The following is a 24,305-nucleotide window of genomic DNA, read 5'->3' on the forward strand; positions in this document are numbered from 1 at the left end:
CGAAGCACCGAGACCGGGTCGGCGACCGCAGCTGAAGAAGATATTGAGAGGACCCTGGCGTGGCTGATCGCCTCGTTGTTCGCGGTGCCCGCGAGCACAACCTTCGCGGTGTGGATCTCGACCTGCCCCGCGACAGCCTGATCGTGTTCACCGGTCTGTCCGGGTCCGGGAAGTCGAGCCTCGCCTTCGACACCATCTTCGCCGAAGGGCAGCGCCGCTACGTCGAGTCGCTCTCGGCGTACGCCCGCCAGTTCCTGGGGCAGATGGACAAGCCGGACGTCGACTTCATCGAGGGCCTCTCGCCCGCGGTGTCGATCGACCAGAAGTCCACCTCGCGCAACCCGCGCTCGACCGTGGGCACGATCACCGAGGTCTACGACTACCTGCGCCTGCTCTACGCCCGCGCCGGCAAGGCGCACTGCCCCAAGTGCGGCGAGGCCATCAGCAAGCAGACCCCGCAGCAGATCGTCGACCAGGTGCTCGCCATGGCGGAGGGCACCCGGTTCCAGGTGCTCGCCCCGGTGGTGCGCGGGCGCAAGGGCGAGTACGTCGACCTGTTCGAGAACCTGCAGCAGCAGGGCTACGCGCGCGTGGTCGTCGACGGCACCATGCACGCGCTCACCGACCCGCCGAAGCTGAAGAAGCAGGAAAAGCACGCGATCGGCGTGGTCATCGACCGGCTGACCGTGAAGGCGGCGTCGCGGCAGCGGCTCACCGACTCGGTCGAGACGGCGCTGCGCCTGGCCGACGGGCTGATCGAGCTCGAGTTCGTCGACCTGCCCGAAGGCGACCCGCACCGCATCCGCGGCTTCTCCGAGAACCTGGCCTGCCCCAACGGCCACCCGCTGGCCATCGAGGACCTCGAGCCGCGCTCGTTCTCCTTCAACTCGCCGTACGGCGCCTGCCCCGAGTGCACCGGCATCGGCATCCGCAAGGAGGTCGACCCGGAGCTGGTGGTCCCGGACGACGAGCTGTCGCTGGCCGAAGGCGCGATCGCGCCGTGGTCGGGCGGGCAGAGCGCGGACTACTTCATCCGGCTGCTGGAGTCGCTGTCGGAGACCATCGGCTTCCGGATGGACACGCCGTGGCGGCGGCTGCCCGCGCGGGCCCAGAAGGCGGTGCTGCACGGCGTCGACGAGCAGGTCCACGTCCGCTACAAGAACCGCTACGGCCGCCAGCGCTCGTACTACGCGAACTTCGAGGGCGTCATCCCGTTCCTCGAGCGCCGCCAGGAGCAGACCGAGTCCGAGTACATGCGCGAGCGGTACGAGGGCTACATGCGCGAGGTGCCGTGCCCGGCCTGCCAGGGCACCCGGCTCAAGCCCGAGATCCTCGCCGTCACGCTGCAGCACCGGACCCGCGGCGACATGTCCATCGCCGAGGTCTGCGCGCTCTCCATCGCGGAGGCTTCGCAGTTCCTCGACGAGCTGGAGCTGGGCCAGCGCGAGGCGATGATCGCCGGCGCGGTGCTCAAGGAGATCCAGGCCCGCCTGCGCTTCCTGCTCGACGTCGGCCTGACGTACCTGTCGCTCGACCGCGCGTCCGCCACTCTTTCGGGTGGTGAAGCGCAGCGCATCCGGCTGGCCACGCAGATCGGTTCCGGTCTGGTGGGCGTGCTGTACGTGCTGGACGAGCCGTCGATCGGCCTGCACCAGCGCGACAACCACCGGCTGATCGAAACGCTGACCCGGCTGCGGAACCTCGGCAACACGCTGATCGTCGTCGAGCACGACGAGGACACGATCCGCTCCAGCGACTGGGTGGTCGACATCGGCCCGGGCGCGGGCGAGCACGGCGGCCACATCGTCCACAGCGGACCGTACAAGAAGCTGCTGAAGAGCAAGGAGTCGCTGACCGGGCAGTACCTGTCCGGGCGGCGGAAGATCGAGGTCCCGGCGATCCGGCGGCCGATCGACAAGAAGCGGCAGCTGACCGTCGTCGGCGCGCGCGAGCACAACCTGCGCGGGCTGGACGTGTCGTTCCCGCTCGGCTGCCTCGTGTCGGTCACCGGCGTCTCCGGCTCGGGCAAGTCGACGCTGGTCAACGACATCCTCGCGACCGTGCTGGCGAACAAGCTCAACGGCGCCCGCCAGGTGCCGGGCCGCCACACCCGCGTGAACGGCCTGAACAACGTCGACAAGCTCGTGCGCGTGGACCAGTCGCCGATCGGGCGGACCCCGCGGTCCAACCCGGCCACCTACACCGGTGTCTGGGACCACGTCCGCAAGCTGTTCGCCGCGACCACCGAAGCGAAGGTGCGCGGCTACCAGCAGGGCCGGTTCTCGTTCAACGTCAAGGGCGGCCGCTGCGAGGCGTGCGCCGGCGACGGCACGATCAAGATCGAGATGAACTTCCTGCCGGACGTCTACGTCCCGTGCGAGGTCTGCAAGGGCGCCCGGTACAACCGGGAGACCCTCGAGGTGCACTACAAGGGCAAGACCGTCTCGGACGTGCTCGACATGCCGATTGAAGAAGCGGCCGAGTTCTTCGAGCCGATCAAGGCCATCCATCGCCACCTGCAGACGCTGGTGGACGTCGGCCTCGGCTACGTCCGGCTCGGCCAGCCCGCGCCGACGCTGTCCGGCGGTGAGGCGCAGCGCGTCAAGCTGGCCAGCGAGCTGCAGAAGCGCTCGACCGGCAAGACGGTGTACATCCTGGACGAGCCGACGACCGGCCTGCACTTCGAGGACATCAACAAGCTGATCGGCGTGATCAACGGGCTGGTCGACAAGGGCAACTCGGTGATCGTGATCGAGCACAACCTCGACGTGATCAAGACCTCCGACTGGATCATCGACATGGGCCCCGAGGGCGGCTCGGGCGGTGGCATGGTGGTCGCCGAGGGCACGCCGGAGTACCTCGCCGAGGTCGAGGAGAGCTACACGGGCCAGTTCCTGCGGACGGTGCTCGCGGGCGAGTGACGGCTACCGCTCCTTCCCGGTGGTCCGGTGGACCACCGGGGAGAGCGGGCCGTAGTACAGCGTCCGGATCCGGAAGGCCGACCGCTCCTCCCCGGGCAGCAGCGAGAGCGCGCAGGTCGTCACATCCGGATCGGTCACCTCGACCGGGTCGAAGTCCGGCGCGCCCGGACGGCGGACCTCCAGCAGGAACCCGGCTTCGTCCGGCGTGCGGTCGGTCCAGGTGACCGTCACCGTGTCGCCGGACGTCACCGCGGGCGGGTCCGCCGACACCGGGCCGGTGAACGGCTGCTCGCGGTAGTGGAACGGCGTCTCCGGGATCAGGTCCGGGTGGCGGTAGGTCGTCGTGTGGGCGGGCAGGAACCGCAGCGTCGTCCACGGCTCGGCCGGGTCGTTCGCGTACTCGAGCCGGTGGCCGGCGCCGTCGTCCGGCCAGCTGAGCACCACGTCCGTCGGCGAGGTCAGCACCGCGGCGAAGGACGGCGGCGGCGCGGCGGCACAGCCGGCGGCCAGCAGCACCGCCACGGCGAGGGGTTTCCCGGGCACGGCGGCCTCCCGGAGGAGCGGGGGCGGCGGTGCGGACGGTCCGAGCTTGGGAACGCCGCCCGCACGGCGACAAGATCGTGCCGATCACCGGGACACACCAATCCGCTCGCGCACCGGCGTCGAATCGCGCGAAACCGGCTGAACCGTTTCCCGCGACCGTCCGTGTTCCCAGGTGTCGAGGTCCGCCGGACGGCGGTGCCGCCCTCACCGAGGAGAGAACGTCATGAACCGTATCCGGCCGGTCGTCGCCAGTGCCGTGGCGCTCGCCGCCGTCGCTGCCCTGTCCGCCTGCGGTGACATGGCCGGCGGCGCCCAGGGACCGGCCCACGGCGAGCCGGGGCACAAGATGCTCCAGGTTGCCACGGTCAACGGGGTCGGCGCGGTGGTCACCGACGCCGACGGCAAGACGCTCTACCGGTTCGACAAGGACCTCTCCCAGCCGCCGACGTCCAATTGCGACGGCGAGTGCGCGACGTCGTGGCCGCCGATGCTGGCCGGGGTGGCCACGCCGATGCTCAAGGGCGTCCAGGACACCCAGGTCGGCACGGCGACCCGCAAGGACGGCAGCAAGCAGATCACGCTCAACGGCTGGCCGCTGTACGAGTACGCGGGCGACAAGGCCGCGGGCGACATGAACGGCCAGGGCGCCAACGGCACGTGGTTCGCCGTCGCCCCCGACGGCAGCAAGATCACCGCGAAGGGCAACGCCGGCGGCGCCGGATCCTGACGGACGACGGTTTTCCGGGCAAACGAGGAAGGACGGGCAGCCGATGAACACCATGGTCGCGCTGCGCTCGGCGCACGCACCGCCGGTGGAGCTGAGGGTTGCACTACTGTCCTCGACGACTCAGAACACCGTCGGGAGGACGAGGGTGGCCATAGGAGGCAGGCGGCCTAAGAAGGCCAAAGGCGAAGACCTGATTCGGCAGCTGTACGCCGAACACGGGCGAAGCCTGCTGGCCTACGCGACGAGGCTGACCGGGGATCGGGCGGCAGCCGAGGACGTGGTCCAGGAGACGCTCGTCCGGGCGTGGAAACACGCGGACGACTTGCAGAACGACGGGAAAGGCTCGGTGCGCGGCTGGTTGCTGACCGTCGCGCGCAACCTGGTCACCGACCGGGCCCGGGCCCGGGCGGCCCGGCCGCAAGAGGTGGCCGAACCGGCCGAAGGCGTGCCGACCCCGGCCGTCGAGCGGGACCACGCCCAGGGCGTGGTGGACTCGATGACCGTGCTCGGGGCGATGGACGGACTGTCCAACGAGCATCGAGAGGTCCTGGTGGAGATCTACTACCGGGGACGGACGGTGGCCGAAGCGGCGAGAACACTGGGCGTCGCACCGGGTACCGTGAAATCAAGGTCTTACTACGCACTGAGAGCCCTCAGAGCAGCGATGATTTCGAGCGGAACGGAGGTGGCGCGATGAACTCGGTGGACGAGAGTCACACGCAGCTCGGCGCGTACGCCCTCGGCGCGCTCGATGCGGGCGAGGCGGCCGACTTCGAACGGCGGCACCTGCAGGGCTGCGCCCAGTGCCGGTTCGACCTCAACGAGCTCGTGGCCCTGCGCGACTCGCTCGACGAGGTACCGCCCGAAGCGTTCCTCGACGGGCCGCCCGAGGGCGGGGATCTGCTGCTGCAGAAGACCCTGCGCCGGGTGCGCGAGGAAGAAGAGCGCGTGGCGCCGGCCCGCTCGGCTGGCCGCCGGGGCCTGGCCCTGGTCGCGGCCGCGGTGCTCGTGGTGGCCGCGCTCGGCGGCGGCATCCTCGTCGGACGCCAGACCGGCGGGGGCAGCGAGCCCCTCGCGATCCCCGCGCCGCCGACCGACGTTCCGGGTACGAAGAGCGTCGAAGGGCGCGATCCCACCACCGGCGTGCAGCTGGCCGCGTCGGTGAGCCCGTTCCAGGGCTGGGTCCGGGTCAACGTCGCCGTGAAGGGCGTCCGGGCCGGGGAACAGTGCCTGCTGCAGGTCGTCACGAAGGAAGGCCAGGCGGTCACCGCGGGCAGCTGGAAGGTGTCCGAGAAGTGGGAGAGTTCGGGCTTCTCGCTCGACGGGTCCGCTTTGGTGGCGCCGGACGACGTGAAGTCGGTCGACATCGTCACGGTGGACGGCCGGAAGCTGGTCTCGGCCCCGGTGTGACGTGACGGGCGCGCACTACCGGTTCCGCAGCACGTGGCTGCTGCCCGCCAGCGCGCCCGAGCGGGTGTTCGACGTGGTCACCGACCTCGCCGGCTACCCGCGGTGGTGGTCGGACGTCCGGGCGGTGCGCCGCGTGGACGACGACACCGCCGAGCTGGTTTGCCGGTCCCGGCTGCCGTTCCGGATCGTCGTCCGGATGCACCGGGACCACCAGGACGAGCGCACGGGCCTGATGCGGGTCAGGCTTAGCGGCGACCTCGACGGGACCCTGACGGGAGCGGTCCGCGCGGCGGGCGCGGGCACGCTGCTGGAAATCACCCAGGACGTCCAGGCCCGGAAGGAGTTGCTGCGGCGCTTCGACACGGTGGCCCGGCCGCTCTTCCGCGCGAACCACGCGCTGATGATGCGGCGGGGCCACCGTGGGCTTTTGGCCTACCTCTCCTGACCGCCCCGAGCGCCCCAATGTGGCCTTCGGTGCGTGAGACGCACCGAAGGCGGCCTTCGGTGCGTCAGACGCAACCAAGGCCACATTGGGGCGCTTGGGGTCAGGCCTGACCGGCCGCGCAGACCACCGGTTCGGGTGCGGCGGGGGCGGGGCGGGTGCGGCCCAGAACCCAGCCGCCCAGTGCGACCGCCGCGATCAGGAAGCCCGCGCTCACGCCGTAGGCCAGCCGGTACCCGGACGCGAGGGCTTCGCGGTGGTCCAGCGTGCCCAGGCTCGCCGTCCGGGAGGCGGCCACCGCGGCCAGCACCGCCGTGCCGATCGCCGCGCCGACCTGCTGGGTCGTGTTGATCAGGCCGGACGCCACCCCGGCGTCGGCGGCCGGGACGTCCGCCATCGCCAGGCCCATCAGCGCCGGGATGGCCGCGCCGGCCCCGAGGCCCATCAGCAGCAGCGGCGGCAGGACGCCGGTGAAGTAGGCGTCCGAGACCCGGGTGAGCAACAGCAGTCCGGCGATCACCAGGCCGAGCCCCGACAGCAGCACCGCGCGCGGGCCGAACCGGGCCGCGAGCTTGTCCGCGAAGCCGAGGGACGCCACCGCGATCACCAGCGGCACCGGCAGGAACGCGACACCGGTGCGCAGCGCGTCCAATCCCAGCACCTGCTGCAGGTACAACGCCGTGACGAACTGGAACCCGAGCATCCCGGCGACCATCAGCACCATGACCACGTTCGCGCCGGCCACCGCGCGGGTGCGGAACAGCCGCAGCGGCAGCAACGGCGTGCGCGCCTTCGCCTGCCGCACCGCGAACGCCGCGAGCAGGACGCCGGCCGCGGCCGGCGCGCTCCACGACGACGCCGAAATGCCGTACACGCCGAGCATCACCGCGGCGGTGACGAGGACCGCGCCGAACACGTCCAAGCCCGCCCGCAGCCCCGTCCCGCGGTCCGGCGCGACCACCCGGACGGCCAGCAGCAGCGCGGCCACGCCGATCGGCAGGTTGACGTAGAACGTCCAGTGCCAGTTCAGCGCCTGCGTCAGCGCGCCGCCCGCGATGAGGCCGATCGACGCGCCCGCCGCTTGCGTGAAGCTGTAGACGCCGATGGCCTTCGCCCGGGCCCGCGGCTCCGGGTACATCGTGACGATCATGCCCAGCACCACCGCCGACGCCAGCGCGCCGCCGACGCCCTGGGCGAACCGCGCCACGACGAGCACGCCCGCGGTTTCCGACAGCCCGGCCACCAGGGACGCGAAGGTGAACAGGCCCAGGCCGCTGAGGAAGACGCGGCGGCGGCCGAGCAGGTCGCCGAGCCGTCCGGAGAGCAGCAGCAGCCCACCGAACGCGACCAGGTAGGCGGTGAAGACCCAGGAGAGCCCGGCGGGCGTGAAGCCGAGGTCGCCCTGGATCGCGGGCAGCGCCACCGCGACGATGCTGCTGTCGAGCACGACCATCAGCGACGCGGCGCACAGCACCGCCAACGCGAGGCCGCGCGAGCGGGTGGGGTGGTTCTCGGCCATGGCAGGCCCCTCCAGTCGAGATTCCCCTGGTCGTTGCCAGGGCACTTCTTGTAACAGTGCCCATCATGTGTGACCATGGGTGCGCCGGGAAGGAGGCACTTCCATGTCCCAGGGGAACATCGGTGTACCTGTCCAGGTCACCGAGATCGACCCGGAGAAACTCGACGTCTGCACCGTGCTGGAGGTCATCAACCGGATCAGCGGCAAGTGGGCGATCGGCATCCTCCTGGAGGCCATCCGCAGCCCGGTGCGGTTCACCGAGCTGGAGCGCTCGGTCGAGGGGATCAGCCGCCGGATGCTGACGCTGACCCTGCGCAACCTGGAGCGGGACGGCCTGCTGGTCCGCACGATCTACCCGACCGTCCCGCCGCGCGTGGAGTACGAGGCCACGTCGATGGCGAAGGAGCTGTACCAGTCGTTGAACGGTCTGCTCGGCTGGGCGGAGCAGCACCGCGACGAGATCGCCGCCGCGCGCGTCGCCTACGACAGCCGGGCCGCCGGCTGACGGACGTGGAACGGGCCGCGGTGCGAGGTCGGGAGACCTCGCACCGCGGCCCGCGGTGGTTCGTGCTCAGCGGGGGCAGTGAGCACGAACGTCCTGTGTGGTCAGGGTTTGGCCGGACCGTCTTCGTCCGGCGCCGACCGTTCTTCGTCGAGCAGGGTGGCCTCGTCGAACGGGGCGTGCCCGGCGAACACGCGGTCCGCCTGTTCGCGGTCGAACTCCTTCGTCCAGTTTCCGATGAGGACGGTCGCGACGGCGTTGCCGGCGAAGTTCGTCAGCGCGCGGGCCTCCGACATGAACCGGTCGATGCCGAGGATGAACCCGACGCCGTTGACCAGTTCCGGCCGGTGCGACTGCAGGCCGCTGGCCAAGGTGGCGATGCCGGAACCGCTGACCCCGGCCGCACCCTTCGACGCGATGATCATGAACACCAGCAGGCCGATCTGCGCGCCGATCGACAGCGGCTCGTCCTGCGCGGCGGCGATGAACAGCGTGGCCATGGTCAGGTAGATCGCGGTGCCGTCCAGGTTGAACGAGTACCCGGTGGGCACGGTGATGCCGACGACCGACTTGCCGACGCCGAGGTGCTCCATCTTCGCGATCAGCCGCGGCAGCGCCGACTCCGACGACGACGTCGACAGGATCAGCAGGAACTCGCGGCCGAGGTAGCGCAGCAGGTGCCAGATGTTCACCCGGGCGCCCAGCCACAGCACCAGGCCGAGCACGACGAACACGAACACCAGGCAGGTCACGTAGAAGCCGATCATGATCACCGCGAGGCTCTTCAGCGCCGCCCAGCCGGTCGCGCCGACCACCGCGGCGATCGCGCCGAACGCGCCGATCGGCGCGGCCCACATGATCATCGCCAGGACCCGGAAGACCAGGCGCTGCAGGTGTTCGACGCCGCGCAGGATCGGGGCGCCCTTCGGGCCCAGCTTCTGCAGCGCGAAGCCGACGAGCAGTGCGACGAGCAGCGTCTGCAGGACCTGGCCTTCGGTGAAGGCGGACACGAACGTCTTCGGGATGATGTGGAGCAGGAAGTCGACCGGGCCTTCGGAGCCGGTGGCGGACTTCTGGACGCTCTTCACGTCGGCCGGGTTGAGGTGCAGCCCGGTGCCGGGGTGGAGGATGTTGCCGACGACCAGGCCGATCGCGAGGGCGAAGGTCGACATGACGATGAAGTAGACCAGCGCCATGATGCCGACCTTCGCCGCCTTGGCGACCGAGCCGACGCCGATGACGATGGTGCAGAAGATGATGGGGGAGATCATCATCTTGATCAGGTTGACGAAGCCGTCGCCCAGCGGCTTCAGGCCCTTGGCGAAGCCGGGGAAGAGAAAACCCACCAGGATCCCGAGCAGGACCGCGACGATCACGGCCAGGTACAGGTAGTGGGTCTTGTCGCGGCGGCGCGGCGCCGCGTCGGGGGTCGGTGTCGGCACCGTTGCCTCCAGCTAGGGGTGTTCGGGTTGCGGCACACTGTAGGCCGAGTCCGGTGATCCGCTCACTTGTGTTCATTGAGTTCGTGTGATGATCGACCGTCCCGTTCGGACACCGGCCGGGCGCGTGTGCTGGTATGAGGAGGTGCCCCCGACGTTGCGGTCCCATTGGAGCCTGGCGCGCCAGCTGCTGGTGCTGCAGCTGGTGGTGCTCTGCGTGCTGGCCGGCGTCGGTGTCACGCTCGCCTGGCTCGACGCGCGGCGCGCGGTCGAGCAGAACGCCGAGGACCAGGTCCGCGCGGTCGCCGCGACCGTCGCCGACGCCCCGACCGTGGCCGCCGCGGTGGCCACGCCGGACCCGAGCGGGACGCTGCAGCCGTTCGCCGTGCGCGTGCAGGCCGACACCGGCGTCGACTTCATCACGATCATGAGCCCGGCCGGGATCCGCTACACGCACCCGAACCCGGCCCTGATCGGGCAGCACTACATCGGGACGATCGACCGGGCGCAGCAGGGCCGCGAGCTCACCGAGACCTACACCGGCTCGCTCGGCCCGTCGGTGCGCACGGTCGTCCCGGTGTTCGACGCCGCCCACCGGGTCACCGCGCTGGTCGCGGTCGGGATCACCGTCGCGGCGATCTCGGCCGAGCTGCGCGAACGGCTGTGGCCGCTGCTGGGGGTGGCGGGCGCGGTCCTGCTGGTCGGGGCGCTGGGCGGCTGGCTGATCAGCGCCCGGCTGCGGCGTCAGACCCGGGGGGTCGCGCCGGACGAGCTGAGCAACCTCTTCGAGTACCACGAGGCCGTGCTGCACTCGGTCCGCGAAGGTGTCCTGCTCGTCGGCCGGGACGGACGGATCGGCCTCTGCAACGACGGCGCCCGCGCGCTCCTCGGCCTCGACGACGACCCGGTCGGCCGCGACCTGGCGACGCTGGGGCTGCCGGACGGGCTGGCCGAGGCGTTCACGTCGGCGGAGAACCGGGCGGAGGAACTGCACCTGACGGACTCGCGCGTGTTGCTGGTGAGCACCACCGCCGTCCGCTCGAGCGGACGCGCGCAGGGCACCGTCGTCGTCCTGCGCGACCACACGGAACTGCAGTCGCTGACCGGCGAGCTGACCTCCGCCCGCGGTCTCGCCGAAGCACTGCGGTCGCAGGCGCACGAGGCGGCGAACCGGCTGCACACGGTCGTTTCCCTCGTCGAGATCGGCAAACCCGAGCAGGCCGTCGAGTTCGCCACCGCGGAACTCGCGCTCGCCCAGGAACTGACCGACCGGGTCGTCGGTGCCGTCGCCGAGCCGGTGCTCGCCGCGCTGCTGCTGGGCAAGGCCGCCGAAGCCAGCGAACGCGGAGTCGAGCTGACGGTCACCCCGGACACCGTCATCGACGACGTCTCGCTCGGTATCGAGGCCCGCGACCTGGTGACCATCCTCGGCAATCTCATCGACAACGGCCTCGACGCGGCCGTGCGCGGCACCGGTCACCCGAAGGTGGTCGTCACCGCCCGCTCCGACGACGGCGGGCTGCTGCTGCGCGTCGCCGACACCGGACCGGGCGTGCCCGAAGACGCCGACGTCTTCCGCCGCGGCTGGTCGACGAAGGCCGAGGACGGCCACGGGCTCGGCCTGGCGCTCGTCGGGCAGGCGGTGCGCCGCTACGGCGGCACCGTCGAGATCGGCCGGGACGGCGGTGCGGTGTTCACCGTGCGGCTGCCCCGGCAGGGGGCGGCCCGGTGATCCGGGTGCTGGTGGTCGAGGACGAGCCGGTGGCCGCGGAAGCCCACCGCGTCTACGTCGAGCGGCTCCCCGGCTTCGCGGTGGCCGGCGTGGTCCACTCCGGCGGCGAGGCACTGCGGTTCTGCGAACGCGAGCCGGTCGACCTGGTGCTGCTGGACTTCTACCTGCCGGACACGCACGGGCTGGCGGTGTGCCGCTCGCTGCGCGCGGCCGGGCTGCCGATCGACGTCATCGCCGTGACGTCGGCCCGCGACCTCGGCCTGGTGAAGGCGGCGGTGTCGGTCGGCGTGGTGCAGTACCTGCTCAAGCCGTTCACGTTCGCCACGCTCCGGGAAAAGCTGGAGCGCTACGCGGAATTCCGCGACGCCTCCGGCGAGGTCACCGGCCAGGCGGAGATCGACCGGGCCCTCGGCGCCCTGCGCGCCACCGAGCAGCCCCCGCTGCCGAAGGGCATGAGCGTCCAGACCCTCGAGGCGATCACCGACGCCCTTTCCGGTGCGGTGGAAGGACTTTCGGCGGGCGCGGCGGCGAGTGCGATCGGCGCGTCCCGCGTCACGGCCCGGCGGTACCTGGAGTACCTGGCCGACAACGGCATGGCCCACCGCGAGCCGCGCTACGGCCAGGTCGGCCGGCCCGAGGTCTGGTACCGCCTGACTCGCGTATAACGCCCTATACGGCGGCCCCGACTTCCGGCGGGTTCCGGCGCTCCGGCCGCTGCGGTAGACCGGGAAGAGCACCGACCAGGGGAGGCCGCCATGCGGAAGTGGGCCGGGTTCGTCGCAGCGCTCGTGATCGCTTCGGGGGTCGCCACCCCGGCCGCGGCCGCGGAGCCGGCCGCGAGCGTCACCGAGGTGCAGGTGACCGGGCCGGTCTCGCAACGGTTCAACCTCGTCGTCCTCGGGGACGGCTACACCGCCGCCGAGCAGCCGAAGTTCTTCGCCGACGTCGAGCGGCACGTCAGCACGCTGTGGTCGCTCGAACCGTTCAAGTCCTACCGCAGCTACTTCAACGTCTACGCCGTGTCCATCGCCTCCCCGGAGTCCGGTGTGGACTGTGACCCGGCGCTCGGCTCGCCCCGCCGGGACACTCCGCTGGACATGGGTTTCTGGGGTGGCTGCAACCCGCAGAGCGTGCAGCGGCTGCTGACCGTCGACGACGCGGCCGCGCAGCGGTACGCCGACCTCGTGCCCGGCACGACCCGGGCGAACCGCCAGATCCTCGCGCTCGGCAACAGTTCGACGTACGGCGGCGCGGGCGGCACCTACGCGACGGCGTCCGGCGGCAACGCCCTCTCCGCCCTGATCTCGCCGCACGAACTCGGTCACTCGCTCGGCGGCCTCGACGACGAGTACGACTACTACGCGCGGGGCGTCCCGGGCGGGGCGTACGAAGGCGGCGAACCCGACTCGATCCACCACACCCTGCTGACCGAGCCGCAGCTGCGTGCACAGCACGCCAAATGGTGGCGCTGGCTCGGCGAACCCAGCGAATCCGGTGGCCGGATCGGCCGCTTCGAAGGCGGGCTCTACACGCAGACGGGGGTCTGGCGGCCGAGCGAGCACTCGATGATGAAGACGCTCGGCTACGCGTTCGACCAGGTCGGCCGCGAGCGGATGACGCAGCGGATCTCGGCGAAGGTCCCGCTGATCACCGGCGGCACGCCGGCCGGGACGATCGGCGCGGACCGGGTCGTGTGGCTGCGCGTGACGCACCCGGTCGACCACCGGCTCGACGTCCGCTGGACGCTCGACGGCAACGCGGTGCCGGGCCGTGACGCGCTCGACCTGCGGCGCGCGCACGTCCGGCCCGGTCGCCACACGCTGACGGCGACGGTGACGGACCCGACGCCGTTCGTCCGCGACCCGGCCGTCCGTCCGTCGGCCACGCGCACCTGGACAGTCGATACGACGGTGGTGACCCCGCCCGCGGCCGGACCGGCGGTGGTGGCCTCAACCCCGGTGTCGAACCCGGTTGGCGGCCACGACGTCGTCTACGTCGAGACCGGCGAGCCGACGGGCTCGATCCCCGCGGTGGTGTGGTCACTCGACGGCCGGTTCGCCGGAACCGGCACGGACTTCCCGCTCGACGTTGCCCGCGGCACGCACACCCTGACGGCGACGACGGGCGGCACGACGCTGAGGTGGACGGTGGACGCCACCGGCCCGGCGACGACGGCGGAGCTGCCGCCGGGCCCGGTGTACCACGGGTCGTTCACGATGAGCCTGAAGTCGCCGGACGGAATGCCGGAGTTCCGCGTGGACGGCGACGGCTGGCACAAGTACTACGGCTGGCCGACGGACCCGAACGCACCGTACTTGTTCACCCCGCGGGGCACGGAGATCGACGGTCTGGCGTACGGGAATCTGGGCTCGGGCGGGTTGACGGTTTCGCCGTTCTCGGAGCGGAATCCCGGGTATGGGAAGCACCGGATCGAGTACCGCTCCATCGACGCGGCGGGCAACGTCGGGCCGACGAGCTCGGTCACGGTAACACTGTTGCCGTGACCGAGCGGAGCCGCGTTTACGTGTCGACGGGAATCGCCGGGAATCGCGTCCGGCGAGACCGTAATGACTAAGTTGCCGGATTCGACTGGTTCGCCTGCATGGTGTAAACGACCGCCATGACGATCATGATCGCGGCCACCACCCCGCACGCGGCCATGATTCCGGTGCTGATCCCGGTCATCGACTTCGCCGTGGTGCAGGTCGCCCGGAAAGTCGGCGACAGGCGCTGGTGGAGGTCGCCGAACGTGGTGGAACAGCTCTGCGCCTGCGCGGCGTTCTTCGCGTGCATGACCAGGCCGATGACGACGCCGACGATGGCAGAGACCAGGACGACCGGGAGCCATTTCGGATACGCTTTGAGCACGGCTGCGCTTCCTTTCCGTAAATCCGTCCGGGCGGCCCTGGGTGGTCTCCCGAATCACACCACCTCCAGTCGCGTTGCTTTGGCGGGGTGTTACGGAAATCGGATTCAGTGCTGTTCGATCGGCTGGGGTGTACGGATTGAAATTGTCTTCCGCGTAATCACCGCGGCCGGCCCGGCACCCCCGGCCGCCGCTGCCACGGGTGCGGTCCGTCCAGTGGCCGGTACTCCACCCCGAGCGCGTCCAGCCGGGGCAGGTGGTGGTCCCGCAAGCGGGGCAGGAACTCTGCGTAATCCCGCGCCCCGGAGCTCCACGCGACCTCCGCGAACGCCGACAGCCGCGGGAACGCCATGTAGTCCACCCGGCGGACGCTGTCCAGGTGCTCGCTCCACACCTGCGCCTGCACGCCCCGCAGCCGCGGGCCGGTCAGCGCCGGCTCGTACGCGTACACGTCCTCCAGTGTGTGGATCCAGCCGACCGGAATCGGCTCGTCCGGGTGGTCGGCCTGCCGGTGGTCCAGGTACACGTGCTGCTCCGGGCACATCACCACGTCGTGGCCGACCGACGCCGCGCGCTGGCCCGCTTCCTCGTTCTGCCAGGCGGCGACGACCATCGGGGGGAGGCCGTCGACGTCGAGGACCTCGTCCCAGCCCATCGGGGTCCGGCCGCGGGCCACCAGGTGCTCGGCCAGCTGCCGGACGAACGCGCGGTGCTCGTCGGTCGCGCCGGGCGTCTCGTCGCCGCCCAGGGCGATCACCGGGGACGGGAAGATTTCCAGCAGGTGGTCGAACACCTGCCGGAAGAAGTCCAAAGTAGACGGAATCGGCGAAAGCAGTGAAGTGCTGATGCCCCAGGAATCCCAGACCTCGTAGGACGACGACGTCCCCAGCGACGGGTAAGCGGCCAGGGCGGCTCGTGCGTGCCCCGGGATGTCGATCTCCGGTACCACCGTGACGGCCCGGGAAGCGGCGTAGGCGACGATCTCCCGCAGGTCGTCGCCGGTGTAGAACCCGCCGTGCGGCCGGCCGTCCTGCGCGCCCCCGCTGCCCACCATCGACGACGGCCGCCAGCCGCCCACGGACGTCAACCGGGGAAATGCCGGGACCTCGAAGCGCCAGCCCTGGTCGTCGGTGAGGTGCAGGTTGAGCACGTTCAGCTTGTGCGCGGCCAACAGGTCGACGAACCGCAGCACCTCGGCCTTGGTCCGGAAGTGCCGGGCGACGTCCAGCAGGCAGCCGCGCCAGCCGAACCGCGGGTGGTCCTCGACGACCCCGCACGGCAACGACGACGGCGGGAACCCGGCCACCCGGAACGCGGCCGGTCCCGCGAGCTGCCGCAACGTTTCCCGCCCGTAGACCTCCCCGGCGGGATCAGCCACCTCCAGGACCACACCGGAAGGGGAGATCGAGAGCCGGTAGCCCTCCGGCGGCAAGGACGCCGTCCGGACGTCCACTGTGGATGGCCAGGGACACGCGCCGGAAGCGGGCGTCACCGAAACCGGGCGGGGAAGCAGCGTGTCGAAAGCCATGTCAGCCCTTCACGGCGCCGGCCATGCCGGACACCAGCCGTCGTTGGACCAGGACGAAGAACACCAGCACCGGGATCGTCATCAGCGTCGAGGACGCCATCACCGCGCCCCAGTCGGTGTCCTCCGGCTTGAAGAACACCAGGATCGCCTGCGGCAGCGTCTGGTTCTCGGTCTTGGAGACGATGAACGTCTTGGCGAAGAGGAAGTCGTTCCAGGCGTGGATGAACGCGAGCACGCTCACCGCGACGAGCCCGGGCGCCACCAGCGGGAACAGGATCTGCCAGGTGAACCGCGCCCGCGACGCGCCGTCGAGCTTCGCCGCTTCTTCGAGTTCCACCGGCACCGCCGCGACGAACCCGCGCAGCATCCAGATCGCGAACGGCAGGCTGAACGCCAGGTGCACCAGCACCAGGGAGCCCAGTTCGTTGAGACCCAGTGCCGGGACTGCGCCGCCCAGGGACCGCATCAGGAAGAACAGCGGGATGGTCAGCGCCTCCACCGGCACCATCTGGGCGACGAGCGTCATCACCAGCAGCACGGTCCGGCCTTTGAAGGAGAACCGCGTCAACGCCACCGCCGAGAGGAAGGACAGCAGCAGCGACAGCGCCACGACGACCAGGGCCACGAGCAGGCTGTTGACGAAGTACCGCCCGAAGCCCGACACCGTGAGCACCCGCGAGAAGCTGTCGAACGACGGGCTGAACGTCCACGGCTTCGGGTTCGCCGTCTGGATCTCGCCCGCCGGCTTCACCGCCGAGAGCAGCATCCAGTAGAGCGGGAACGCGACGATCCCGGCGATCACGACCGTGACGACTTCGGCGATCAGGCGCCCGGGACGCTTCACAGCCATGCCGCGCTCCGGCGCTGGGACCGGACGTAGAGCCCGGTCACCGACAGCAGCAACAGCGTCATCACGACTCCGATCGCCGAGCCGAGGCCGTACTCCTGCCCGGCGAAGGCCTGCTGGTAGGCGTAGACGTTGAGCACGAGGTTGCGTCCGGCCACGCCGCCGCCGTTGGTCATCACGTAGATCTGGGTGAACACCTTGAAGTCCCAGATGATCGACTGCACGGTGGCGATCATCAGCAGCGGCCGCACCATCGGCAGCACGATCGTCCACGTCGTGCGCCAGGCCGACGCGCCATCCAGCGACGCGGCCTCCAGGACCTCGTCCGGCACGCCCTTGATCCCGGCGTACATCGTGACCAGCACGAAGGGGAACGAACACCAGATCACCTCGGCCGCGACCAGCCCGAAGGCGCCGAGCGTGCCGAAGGTCCAGGAGTGGTGCTCGAACGGCAGCCCGAGGCCGGTCAGCACCTCGTTGACCAGCCCGAAGTCGGTGTCGAAGAGGAAGAGCCAGACGTAGGAGCCCGCGATCGCCGGCGTCGACCAGGCGCCCAGCGCGGCCAGGAACAGCAGCATCCGCGGAAGCGAACGCACCCGGCTGGCCAGCACCGCGAGCCCGGTGCCGACGATCAGCGAGCCGAGCACGCAGGCCGCGGCGAACCCGACGGTCTTGCCCAGCACGGTCCAGAACTGCGCCTGGGACAGCAGGTCGGCGTAGTTCGCGAAGCCGAGGAAGACCAGCGGCGCGTTGCCCGCGGCCTGCGGCTGGCCGTAGTCGTAGAACGAAATCAGGACCAGCTGGTAGATCGGGTAGGCCAGCAGCGCGGCGAGCAGGATGCCCGCCGGGGCGAGGTAGAGCGCGGCGGCCCGGCCGTCCCCCTTCCGCCGCGGCCGCCGCGCGGGGGCCGTGACGGAAGGGGTCTCTTGGAGCGTCACCACTAGCCGAAGGCCTTGTTCATCGCGGCGGCCGCGTCGGCCAGGGCCGCCGCCGGGTCCTTGCCGCCGGTCGCGATCTGCTGCACGGCCGTCGGCAGCACGTTCTGGCTGTCGATCTTCGACCACGCCGGTGTCGCCGGGACGAACTTGGTGCCCGCCTTCAGGGTGTCGACGAACGGCTTGAGGAACGGGTCGTTCGCCGCCAGCTTCTGCTGCACGCTGCCCAGCGTCGGCAGGTTGCCCATCGCGGTGTACATCTTCTCCTGGTACTTCGCGCCGCCGAGCAGCTCGGCGAACTGCAGCGCGAGGCTGCGGTGCTTGCTCGCCTGGAACACGCCCAGCAGGTTGCCGCCGGCGAACGCGGGCGCGGTGCTCCCCACCATCAGGCCCGGGATCGGGACGACGGCGTACTTGCCCTTCGCCGCGCCCTGCTCGACGGCCTTGCGGTTGAAGTCGCCGCCGACCGTCATCCCGGCCTTGCCACCGGCGAACGCCGTGACGCTCTGCGTGCCGGTCAGGTTCGCGCACTGCGCGGGCGGGCAGACGTCGTCCTTGAGCAGGCTCGCGTACTGCGTGACGCCGGCCTTCGCCTGCTCGCTGGTGACGGTCGACGTCCACTTGCCGCCGTCGTCCTTCGCCAGCTCGCCGCCGTTGGCCCAGAGGAAGGGCAGCATGGCGTAGGTGTACTTGCCGCCGACGGCGATGCCGTAGAGGTCCGGCTTGGCGGCGCGGATCCGGCGGGCGGTGTCGGTCAGCTCGGTCAGCGTCGCCGGCGGCTTCAGGCCCAGCTCGGTGAAGACGTCGGTGCGGTAGTACAACGCGCGGATGCCGGTGTACCAGGGCAGGCCGTAGGTCTTGCCGCCGGACTTCGCGGTGTCCAGCACCGTGGGGATGAGGTCCTTGCCCTCCGGCCACGCCGCCAGGTCGCCGGTCACGTCGGCGAGCGCGCCGGTGGCGGCGTAGCTGGAGACGTCGGTGTTGCCGAACTCGGCCACGTCGGGCGCGTTGGCCGGGTCGTTGAAGGCGCCGGAGAACTTGTCGGCGCGCCCTTCGACCGGCACCCACTGGACGTCGACCTCGACGCCGGCGTGAGCCGCCTTGAACTCGGCGATCGCGTCCCTGACCGCGGCCTCCTTCGGCGCGCGGTTGGCCTCGTCGAACAGCCAGACGCGGACGGTGCCGGTCTTGTCGTCCCCGCCGCCGCCCGCGGGGGCGGACTGGGTGGGGGCGCAGCCGGCCAGCAGGGCCAGCCCGGCGACGACGGGCAGGGTGCGGCGCAATCTCATGGGGAACCTCACGAAGCGAAGTAGACGGAGTTGACGCTGCCGACGCCGAGCTGTCCGGCGACCGCGCCGGGCAGGCCGGTGGCCGGGTCCCGCGGCAGCCAGGTGACGGTGCCGGAGCGCTGGTTCGAGACGTAGAACCAGTTTTCGGCCGGGTCGAGCGCCACGTGCCGCGGCCAGTTCCCGCCGGTGGGCACGGTCGACACCAGCTTCAGCGTGGCACCGGAAACGGAGAAGGTGGCCAGCGTGTTGGGCCCGCGGACGGTGGCGTAGGCGAACCTCCCGTCCCGCGACAGGATGATCTCGCCCGGGTACAGCTCGCCGGTGCTCCCGGCGGGCACGGCCGGGACGACGGAGAGCGCTTTCAGCGTCCCGGTCGCCGCGTCCCAGCTCGCCACCGTCACCTCCGGCCGCAGTTCCTGCAGGATGTAGGCGAACTGCCCGGTGCGGTCGAACGCGAGGTGCCGCGGGCCGGCCCCGGCGGGCAGCTTCAGCTGCTGGTGCAACGCGAGCTTCCCGGTGGTGACGTCGAGCGCGTACACGTACACCGAGTCCGCGCCGAGGTCGACCGACAGCACCCAGCGGCCGGTCGGGTCGTTGACCACCTGGTGGGCGTGCGCCTGCCCGGCGTCGGCGTGGTGGGTCACCAGGTCGGTGGCCGCGCCGAGCTTGCCGCCGGCCAGGATCGGCAGCACGACGACGCTGCCCGAGCTGTAGTTCGCGGCCAGCACGTACTTCTGGCTCAAGTGCACGCTCAGGTGCGTCGGCGCGCCGCCTTTTGACGAAACCTTGTTGAGCAGCCTGGGTTTCGCGGGATCAGCGATGTTCAACGCCGAGACGTACCCGTTCGGGTCGCCTTCGTTGGTGACGTACAGCGTCCTGCCGTCGGCGCTGCGGTCGAACCACGACGTGTCGGTGATGCCCGGCACCGTGCGGACGGGGTTCAGCGCGGCGCCGGTGCGGGTCGTGACGTCGAGCCCGTGCCCGGTCGCCCCGCTGGTGTAACTGCCGATGTACACGGTTCCTCCGGCGAAGCAGCCTTTCGGGGTGGTGGCCGCACCGGCCACCTGCGTGCCGAGGACGGTGGCGGCGCCCGCGCCGGCCGCGGCGCCGAGGAACGTGCGACGGGAAAGTCCGGTCATCGTCTTTGTCTCCCAACGGGTTTCGGCGGTGACAGGCTCCAGTATGGTCTAGACCACGGCCATGAGCAATGCCGAAACTCCGAAACCGGACACCGAAAGCACGGTTTCCAGGGCCGTCCAGGACTTCAGCGTCTGCGGAACCGTGAGGTTGAAGTACCGCGAAACGATCCAGAACCCGCCGTCGTTGACGTGCGAAGCGATGATCGACCCGGCGGAAATCGCCATCACCAGCAGCGCCAGCTGGATCTGCGAATAGCCGAGCTGGGCCACGGTCGGGGCGATGATCCCGCTGGTGGTCACGATCGCGACGGTCGCCGAGCCCTGCGCGATCCGCATGCCGCAGCTGATCACGTACGCCGCGAGCAGCACCGGCAGCCCGGCGTCGTGCAGCGAGTCGGCCACGGCCTTGCCGATCCCGGTCGCCGAGAGCACCGCGCCGAAGAACGCACCCGCGCCGACGACCAGCAGGATCATCGCCACCGGCCGCAGCGACTTCGCGGCCAGTTCGTTGAGGTCCCGGCCGGTGAACCCGCGCCGCAGGCCGAGCAGCCAGGACGCGAGCAGGACGGCGACGGTCAGCGCGACCGCGGGCGTGCCGATGAACGCCGCGACGCCGGCGAGCGCCGAGCCCTTCGGCAGCCAGATGCTGCCGAACGTGCCGGCCAGGATCAGCACCAGTGGCACCGCGATGATCGCGGCGACCAGGCCCAGCGACGGCGGGTTGTCCTCGCGTTCGCCGTCTTCTTCGGCGAAGACCATGTCCTCGGGCACGTCGACGACGATCCGCTTGCCGATCCACGTCGAGTAGAGCACGCCGCCGATGAGGAACGCGGGGATGCCGCAGGCGAGGCCCATCAGGATGATCCAGCCGAGCTCGACGTGCAGCAGGCCGGCCGCGGCCACCGGACCCGGGTGCGGCGGGAGGAAGGCGTGCGTGATCGACAGGCCGGCCAGCAGCGGCATCGCGTACAGCACCAGCGAGCGGCCACCCTGCCGCGCGGCCACGTAGACCAGCGGCGCCAGCACGAAGATGCCGATGTCGAAGAACACCGGGATGCCGAAGACGAACCCGGCGACGCCCATGGCCAGCGGCGCCCGCTTCTCGCCGAACGACCGCAGCAGCGCGCTGGTGAGTACCTTGGCGCCGCCCGAGCGTTCCAGGATCGACCCGAGGATCGTGCCCAGGCCGATGATCGCCGTGATGTGCCCGAGGATGCTGCCGAAGCCCTTCTCCAGCAGGGAGTCCGACGCCTTCTGGGCCGAGCCGACGATCGTCCCGACGGGCAGGCCCGCGGCCAAGGCCGTGAGCAGGCCGACGACGATCAGCGCGATGAAGGGTTCCAGCTTGAGCTTGATGATCAGCACCAGCAGGACGGCGATCGAGACGGCGGCGAGCGTGAGCAGCCCGCCGGTGGTGTGTTGCAGCCAGTGGATCATCGGGTTCTCCGGGGGTTGCGCAGGGAGTGTCCGGCGAGGGCGCCGGTGGGACGGCCGTCGTCGAGGGCGGCGACGCCGTTGACGAAGACGTGGGTGAGCCCCGTGGCCGGTTGCCGCGGGTTCTCGAAGGTGGCGGTGTCGGTGATCGTTTCGGGGTCGAACAGCACCAGGTCGGCGGCGTACCCGGCGCGGACCAGCCCGCGATCGGCCAGCCGCAGCCGCCGCGCGGGCCGCCCGGTCAGGTGGGCGACGCACTCGGCCAGGTCGAGCACGCCGAGCTCGCGGACGTACCGGGCGAGGTAGCGCGGGAACGTGCCCCACGCGCGCGGGTGCGGCCGGGCGCCGACGAGCAGCCCGTCGCTGCCGCCGGTGTGCGTGGCGTGCCGCATGATCGCCTGGACGTTCTCCTCGTGCCCGACGTGCATCAGGCACGACGTCCCGAGCCGTTCGTCGAGCAGGGTGTCGAAGTACAGTTTCGCCGGTTCGGTTCCGGTCGCGCGCGCCGACGCGGCGACGCTGTGCCCGACGAGGTGGGCGTTGCGGTCGTGGCGGACGCCGTTGATTTCGATGGCATCCCAGTCGATCGGGACGCCGTGCGCACCGTCCGAACCGGACTCCTCGATCTCCGCGCGGATCCGCTCGCGTTCGTCCACATCGGACAAGCGAGCCAGGGTGGCGTCCAGACCGCCTTCGGTAGCCCAGCTCGGCAACAGCGCCGAAAGGTAGGTCGCGCCCGGCAGGTACGGATAGGTGTCGAGCGAAATGTCGCAGCCGTCCTCGAGGGCGTCGTCCAGCAACGTCAGCAGATCGGGTGCCTTGCCCTTGTTGACCGAGAAGTTCATCGTCGCGTGCGCGAGGTGCAGCGGGCAGCCGGACTGCCTGCTCACCTCGATCATCTCGGCAAAGGCTTCCAGCGCGCCTCGGCCGTAGCTGCGGTGGTGCGGGCTGTAGAACCCGCCCAGCTCGCCGACCACCCGGCACAGCTCGACCAGCTCGCCGGTGTCGGCGTACATCCCGGGCGTGTAGGTCAGGCCGGACGACATCCCCATCGCGCCCTCGGCGAGACCGGTCGCGACGAGGTCCTTCATCCGGGTCAGTTCGGCGTCGGTGGCGGGCCGGTCGTCCCAGCCGACGGCGAGCATCCGGATCGTGCCCTGCGGCACGAGGTAGGCGGCGTTGACGGCGATGCCCCGGTCGAGGCGGTCGAGGTACTCGCCGACCGAGCGCCAGTTCCAGTCGAACCCCGGCGGGTCGTCGTTCCAGCCCGCGAGCTGCTGCCGCAGTGCTTCGAGCACGACGTCGTCGACGGGCGCGTACGACAGCCCGTCCTGCCCGAGCACCTCGGTCGTGACCCCCTGGGTGATCTTGGCCGGGTGGTCCGGGTTGGCCAGCAGCTGCAGGTCGGAGTGGGAATGCATGTCGATGAACCCGGGGGCCAGCACCAGCCCGTCGGCGTCGATCGTCCGGCCGCCGGTGAGCGAGCCCGCCTCGGCGACTTCCGCGATTTTCCCGCCGGTCAGGCCGACGTCGTGCCGGGCGAGCGGCGCGCCGGTGCCGTCGGCGACCAGCGCGCCCTGGACGACGACGTCCATCAGAACCACGTCCGGACGTAGCCGACGACGGTTTCGCCGTCGGCCGCGGTCAGCGGCAGCAGGGGCCACTTGTCGAACACCGTGCACGGGTGGGAGAGGCCGAGCCCGATCCAGTCGCCCACCTCGACCGGGGACCCCGCCGGCAGGGCGAGGAAGGCGTGCTGGTCGTTCAGCTTCGTGACGACGTGGCCTTCGAGCGGTTCGGCGGGTCCGCCGGGCGTCCGGCGCAACTGCGGTTCCGGCATGCCCTCGTCGAAGGAGGCGTCCCGCTTGCCGATGGTGAGCAGCGCGAGCTCGTCCGACGGCTTCGACGTCACCTGCGCCCAGGCCCGCAGCGCCGGCCGGAAGGAGTCGACGCCGTCGATGCGCGGGTGGTCGCCGAGCGGGGAGATCTCGCGGTAGAAGCCGTCGTCGTGGGTGAGGTAGGCGCCGCTGCGCAGCACCGGCAGCACGTCGAGGCCGGCCGGCCACGGCTTGGTCAGCTCGTTCGCGACCTGGTCGAAGTAGGCGCTGCCACCGGCGGTGACGATGATCTGCCCTTCGAGCAGCCCCCTGTCGGCGAACGAGATCGCGAGGTCGCGCAGGCCGTCCACGTAGGAGCTGATCTTGTGCAGGGCGGCTTCGTCGGTGCCGTGGGACAGTGCGCCTTCGTACCCGCCGGTGCCCCGCAGCCGCAGCACCGGGCTCGCCTGGACGGCTTCGGCGATCGCCAGCGCGGTTTCCGTGTCCCGGACGCCGGTGCGGCCGCCGTCGGCGCCCAGTTCGACCAGGACGTCGACCGGGCGCTCGGCGCCGTCGAGGGCCGCGGTCATCAGCTCGACGCCGCGGACCGAGTCGACCCAGCAGACGAACTCGAAGGCCGGGTCGGCCGCCAGTTCGCCGGCCAGCCAGCGCAGGCCGGCCGGGTCGAGGAACTGGTTGGCCAGCAGGATCCGGGACACCCCGAAGGCGCGGTAGATGCGCAGGTGACCGGCATTGGCGCAGGTCACGCCCCACGCGCCGTGCTCGATCTGGCGCGCGAACAGCTGCGGGGCCATGGTCGTCTTGCCGTGCGGCGCGAGCACGACACCGCGGGCGGCGCACCACGCGGCCATCGTCCGCAGGTTGTGTTCGAGCGCTTCTTCGTCGAGGACGATGAAGGGGCCGAAGAACCCGTCGGTGAACAGGTTCAGCCGGCGGTCCGCGGCTTCGTCCAGGGTGAGCCCGGCCAGGGCCGGGGCGGCCGAGCGGAAGCGCCAGTCGATCCGCTCGTGGCGGAGCGTGTCGAGCGCGGCGGTGTTCATGGTGCATGCGTTCATCGGCGGCGACCCCGGCAGTAGGAGTGGTACTGTTGCGTATGTTGCAACGAGTGTTGCGCATTTTGAGTGCCATAGGTGTAGCATCCGGGTCGTCACAGGTCAACGGGGTGAAGGGCAGGGAGACGGAAAGTGACGAGCG

The 24,305-nt window shown here is 70.8% G+C and carries 21 protein-coding genes; 9 read left to right on the forward strand and 12 right to left on the reverse strand.

What is annotated here, in order from left to right; genetic code table 11:
• Window positions 1-59: 59 nt before the first annotated feature.
• Window positions 60-2,921, forward strand: a complete 2,862-nt coding sequence (uvrA, locus tag ACLJOU_RS40345; protein WP_410574547.1) for an excinuclease ABC subunit UvrA — start codon at window positions 60-62, stop codon at window positions 2,919-2,921.
• A gap of 3 nt (window positions 2,922-2,924) precedes the next feature.
• Here uvrA and ACLJOU_RS40350 read toward each other — a convergent pair whose 3' ends face one another.
• On the reverse strand, window positions 2,925-3,464 hold the full coding sequence (locus tag ACLJOU_RS40350) for a fibronectin type III domain-containing protein (RefSeq protein ID WP_410574548.1): 540 nt from the start codon (window positions 3,462-3,464) through the stop codon (window positions 2,925-2,927).
• A gap of 223 nt (window positions 3,465-3,687) precedes the next feature.
• Between ACLJOU_RS40350 and ACLJOU_RS40355 the strand changes: the two genes are divergently transcribed.
• The 4 genes from ACLJOU_RS40355 (at window position 3,688) to ACLJOU_RS40370 (ending at window position 6,046) form a co-directional block, all read left to right on the forward strand.
• Window positions 3,688-4,191: a hypothetical protein gene (locus tag ACLJOU_RS40355; RefSeq protein WP_410574549.1), complete on the forward strand. Its 504-nt coding sequence runs from the start codon at window positions 3,688-3,690 to the stop codon at window positions 4,189-4,191.
• 145 nt (window positions 4,192-4,336) lie between these two features.
• The gene (locus tag ACLJOU_RS40360) at window positions 4,337-4,888 is read left to right on the forward strand and encodes a sigma-70 family RNA polymerase sigma factor (RefSeq protein WP_026469270.1); all 552 of its coding nucleotides are present in this window, start codon (window positions 4,337-4,339) and stop codon (window positions 4,886-4,888) included.
• A complete protein-coding gene (locus tag ACLJOU_RS40365; RefSeq protein ID WP_410574550.1) occupies window positions 4,885-5,601 on the forward strand; it encodes an anti-sigma factor family protein in 717 nt (238 codons plus the stop codon). Before ACLJOU_RS40360 ends, ACLJOU_RS40365 begins: the two co-directional genes overlap by 4 nt.
• 1 nt (window position 5,602) lies before the next feature.
• Window positions 5,603-6,046, forward strand: coding sequence for an SRPBCC family protein (locus tag ACLJOU_RS40370; protein WP_410574551.1), 444 nt, complete (start codon window positions 5,603-5,605; stop codon window positions 6,044-6,046).
• Between the two features lie 100 nt (window positions 6,047-6,146).
• Here the strand turns inward: ACLJOU_RS40370 and ACLJOU_RS40375 are convergent, their stop codons facing one another.
• Complete coding sequence (locus ACLJOU_RS40375; protein ID WP_410574552.1) at window positions 6,147-7,562, reverse strand: MFS transporter; 1,416 nt, start codon at window positions 7,560-7,562, stop codon at window positions 6,147-6,149.
• A gap of 103 nt (window positions 7,563-7,665) precedes the next feature.
• On the opposite strand from ACLJOU_RS40375, the gene ACLJOU_RS40380 reads away from it, so the two are divergent.
• Complete coding sequence (locus ACLJOU_RS40380) at window positions 7,666-8,067, forward strand: winged helix-turn-helix transcriptional regulator (RefSeq protein ID WP_410574553.1); 402 nt, start codon at window positions 7,666-7,668, stop codon at window positions 8,065-8,067.
• Window positions 8,068-8,168: 101 nt separating this feature from the next.
• Here the strand turns inward: ACLJOU_RS40380 and ACLJOU_RS40385 are convergent, their stop codons facing one another.
• Entirely contained in the window at window positions 8,169-9,506 is a 1,338-nt protein-coding gene (locus tag ACLJOU_RS40385) for a cation:dicarboxylate symporter family transporter (protein WP_410574554.1), read from the reverse strand.
• Window positions 9,507-9,660: 154 nt separating this feature from the next.
• Here ACLJOU_RS40385 and ACLJOU_RS40390 point away from each other — a divergent pair, with 154 nt between their 5' ends.
• The 3 genes from ACLJOU_RS40390 to ACLJOU_RS40400 all read left to right on the forward strand — a co-directional run bounded on the left by ACLJOU_RS40390 (window position 9,661) and on the right by ACLJOU_RS40400 (window position 13,739).
• Window positions 9,661-11,235: an ATP-binding protein gene (locus ACLJOU_RS40390; RefSeq protein WP_410574593.1), complete on the forward strand. Its 1,575-nt coding sequence runs from the start codon at window positions 9,661-9,663 to the stop codon at window positions 11,233-11,235.
• A complete protein-coding gene (locus ACLJOU_RS40395) occupies window positions 11,232-11,900 on the forward strand; it encodes a response regulator (RefSeq protein ID WP_410574555.1) in 669 nt (222 codons plus the stop codon). The genes ACLJOU_RS40390 and ACLJOU_RS40395 overlap by 4 nt, the downstream gene beginning before the upstream one ends.
• Before the next feature lie 90 nt (window positions 11,901-11,990).
• Window positions 11,991-13,739: a M64 family metallopeptidase gene (locus ACLJOU_RS40400; protein WP_410574556.1), complete on the forward strand. Its 1,749-nt coding sequence runs from the start codon at window positions 11,991-11,993 to the stop codon at window positions 13,737-13,739.
• Window positions 13,740-13,806: 67 nt separating this feature from the next.
• Here the strand turns inward: ACLJOU_RS40400 and ACLJOU_RS40405 are convergent, their stop codons facing one another.
• From ACLJOU_RS40405 to ACLJOU_RS40445, 9 genes are all read right to left on the reverse strand, one after another.
• A complete protein-coding gene (locus ACLJOU_RS40405) occupies window positions 13,807-14,103 on the reverse strand; it encodes a hypothetical protein (RefSeq protein WP_410574557.1) in 297 nt (98 codons plus the stop codon).
• 158 nt (window positions 14,104-14,261) lie between these two features.
• Window positions 14,262-15,629, reverse strand: coding sequence for a beta-N-acetylhexosaminidase (locus tag ACLJOU_RS40410; RefSeq protein ID WP_410574558.1), 1,368 nt, complete (start codon window positions 15,627-15,629; stop codon window positions 14,262-14,264).
• Window position 15,630: 1 nt separating this feature from the next.
• Window positions 15,631-16,479, reverse strand: a complete 849-nt coding sequence (locus ACLJOU_RS40415) for a carbohydrate ABC transporter permease (protein ID WP_410574559.1) — start codon at window positions 16,477-16,479, stop codon at window positions 15,631-15,633.
• A complete protein-coding gene (locus tag ACLJOU_RS40420) occupies window positions 16,470-17,417 on the reverse strand; it encodes a carbohydrate ABC transporter permease (protein WP_410574560.1) in 948 nt (315 codons plus the stop codon). Before ACLJOU_RS40420 ends, ACLJOU_RS40415 begins: the two co-directional genes overlap by 10 nt.
• On the reverse strand, window positions 17,417-18,700 hold the full coding sequence (locus ACLJOU_RS40425; protein WP_410574561.1) for an extracellular solute-binding protein: 1,284 nt from the start codon (window positions 18,698-18,700) through the stop codon (window positions 17,417-17,419). The genes ACLJOU_RS40420 and ACLJOU_RS40425 overlap by 1 nt, the downstream gene beginning before the upstream one ends.
• Before the next feature lie 8 nt (window positions 18,701-18,708).
• Window positions 18,709-19,839 (reverse strand): lactonase family protein, encoded by a 1,131-nt coding sequence (locus tag ACLJOU_RS40430; protein ID WP_410574562.1) that lies wholly within the window; start codon window positions 19,837-19,839, stop codon window positions 18,709-18,711.
• Between the two features lie 48 nt (window positions 19,840-19,887).
• Window positions 19,888-21,276: a GntP family permease gene (locus ACLJOU_RS40435; protein ID WP_410574563.1), complete on the reverse strand. Its 1,389-nt coding sequence runs from the start codon at window positions 21,274-21,276 to the stop codon at window positions 19,888-19,890.
• Entirely contained in the window at window positions 21,273-22,868 is a 1,596-nt protein-coding gene (locus tag ACLJOU_RS40440; RefSeq protein ID WP_410574564.1) for an N-acyl-D-amino-acid deacylase family protein, read from the reverse strand. Before ACLJOU_RS40440 ends, ACLJOU_RS40435 begins: the two co-directional genes overlap by 4 nt.
• Window positions 22,868-24,166: an amino acid deaminase gene (locus ACLJOU_RS40445; protein WP_410574565.1), complete on the reverse strand. Its 1,299-nt coding sequence runs from the start codon at window positions 24,164-24,166 to the stop codon at window positions 22,868-22,870. Before ACLJOU_RS40445 ends, ACLJOU_RS40440 begins: the two co-directional genes overlap by 1 nt.
• Window positions 24,167-24,305 lie beyond the last annotated feature (139 nt).

This window comes from Amycolatopsis sp. cmx-4-61 (genome assembly GCF_046548775.1).
Classification (GTDB): domain Bacteria; phylum Actinomycetota; class Actinomycetes; order Mycobacteriales; family Pseudonocardiaceae; genus Amycolatopsis.

What these genes read in the sequence shown, in the direction of transcription:
- ACLJOU_RS40355 (WP_410574549.1), top strand. Translation starts at nt 3,688, where the DNA reads ATGAACCGTATCCGGCCGGTCGTCGCCAGTGCCGTGGCGCTCGCCGCC.
- ACLJOU_RS40365 (WP_410574550.1), top strand. Translation starts at nt 4,885, where the DNA reads ATGAACTCGGTGGACGAGAGTCACACGCAGCTCGGCGCGTACGCCCTC.
- ACLJOU_RS40375 (WP_410574552.1), bottom strand. Translation starts at nt 7,562, where the DNA reads ATGGCCGAGAACCACCCCACCCGCTCGCGCGGCCTCGCGTTGGCGGTG.
- ACLJOU_RS40380 (WP_410574553.1), top strand. Translation starts at nt 7,666, where the DNA reads ATGTCCCAGGGGAACATCGGTGTACCTGTCCAGGTCACCGAGATCGAC.
- ACLJOU_RS40400 (WP_410574556.1), top strand. Translation starts at nt 11,991, where the DNA reads ATGCGGAAGTGGGCCGGGTTCGTCGCAGCGCTCGTGATCGCTTCGGGG.
- ACLJOU_RS40410 (WP_410574558.1), bottom strand. Translation starts at nt 15,629, where the DNA reads ATGGCTTTCGACACGCTGCTTCCCCGCCCGGTTTCGGTGACGCCCGCT.
- ACLJOU_RS40415 (WP_410574559.1), bottom strand. Translation starts at nt 16,479, where the DNA reads ATGGCTGTGAAGCGTCCCGGGCGCCTGATCGCCGAAGTCGTCACGGTC.
- ACLJOU_RS40425 (WP_410574561.1), bottom strand. Translation starts at nt 18,700, where the DNA reads ATGAGATTGCGCCGCACCCTGCCCGTCGTCGCCGGGCTGGCCCTGCTG.
- ACLJOU_RS40430 (WP_410574562.1), bottom strand. Translation starts at nt 19,839, where the DNA reads ATGACCGGACTTTCCCGTCGCACGTTCCTCGGCGCCGCGGCCGGCGCG.
- ACLJOU_RS40435 (WP_410574563.1), bottom strand. Translation starts at nt 21,276, where the DNA reads ATGATCCACTGGCTGCAACACACCACCGGCGGGCTGCTCACGCTCGCC.
- ACLJOU_RS40440 (WP_410574564.1), bottom strand. Translation starts at nt 22,868, where the DNA reads ATGGACGTCGTCGTCCAGGGCGCGCTGGTCGCCGACGGCACCGGCGCG.
- ACLJOU_RS40445 (WP_410574565.1), bottom strand. Translation starts at nt 24,166, where the DNA reads ATGAACGCATGCACCATGAACACCGCCGCGCTCGACACGCTCCGCCAC.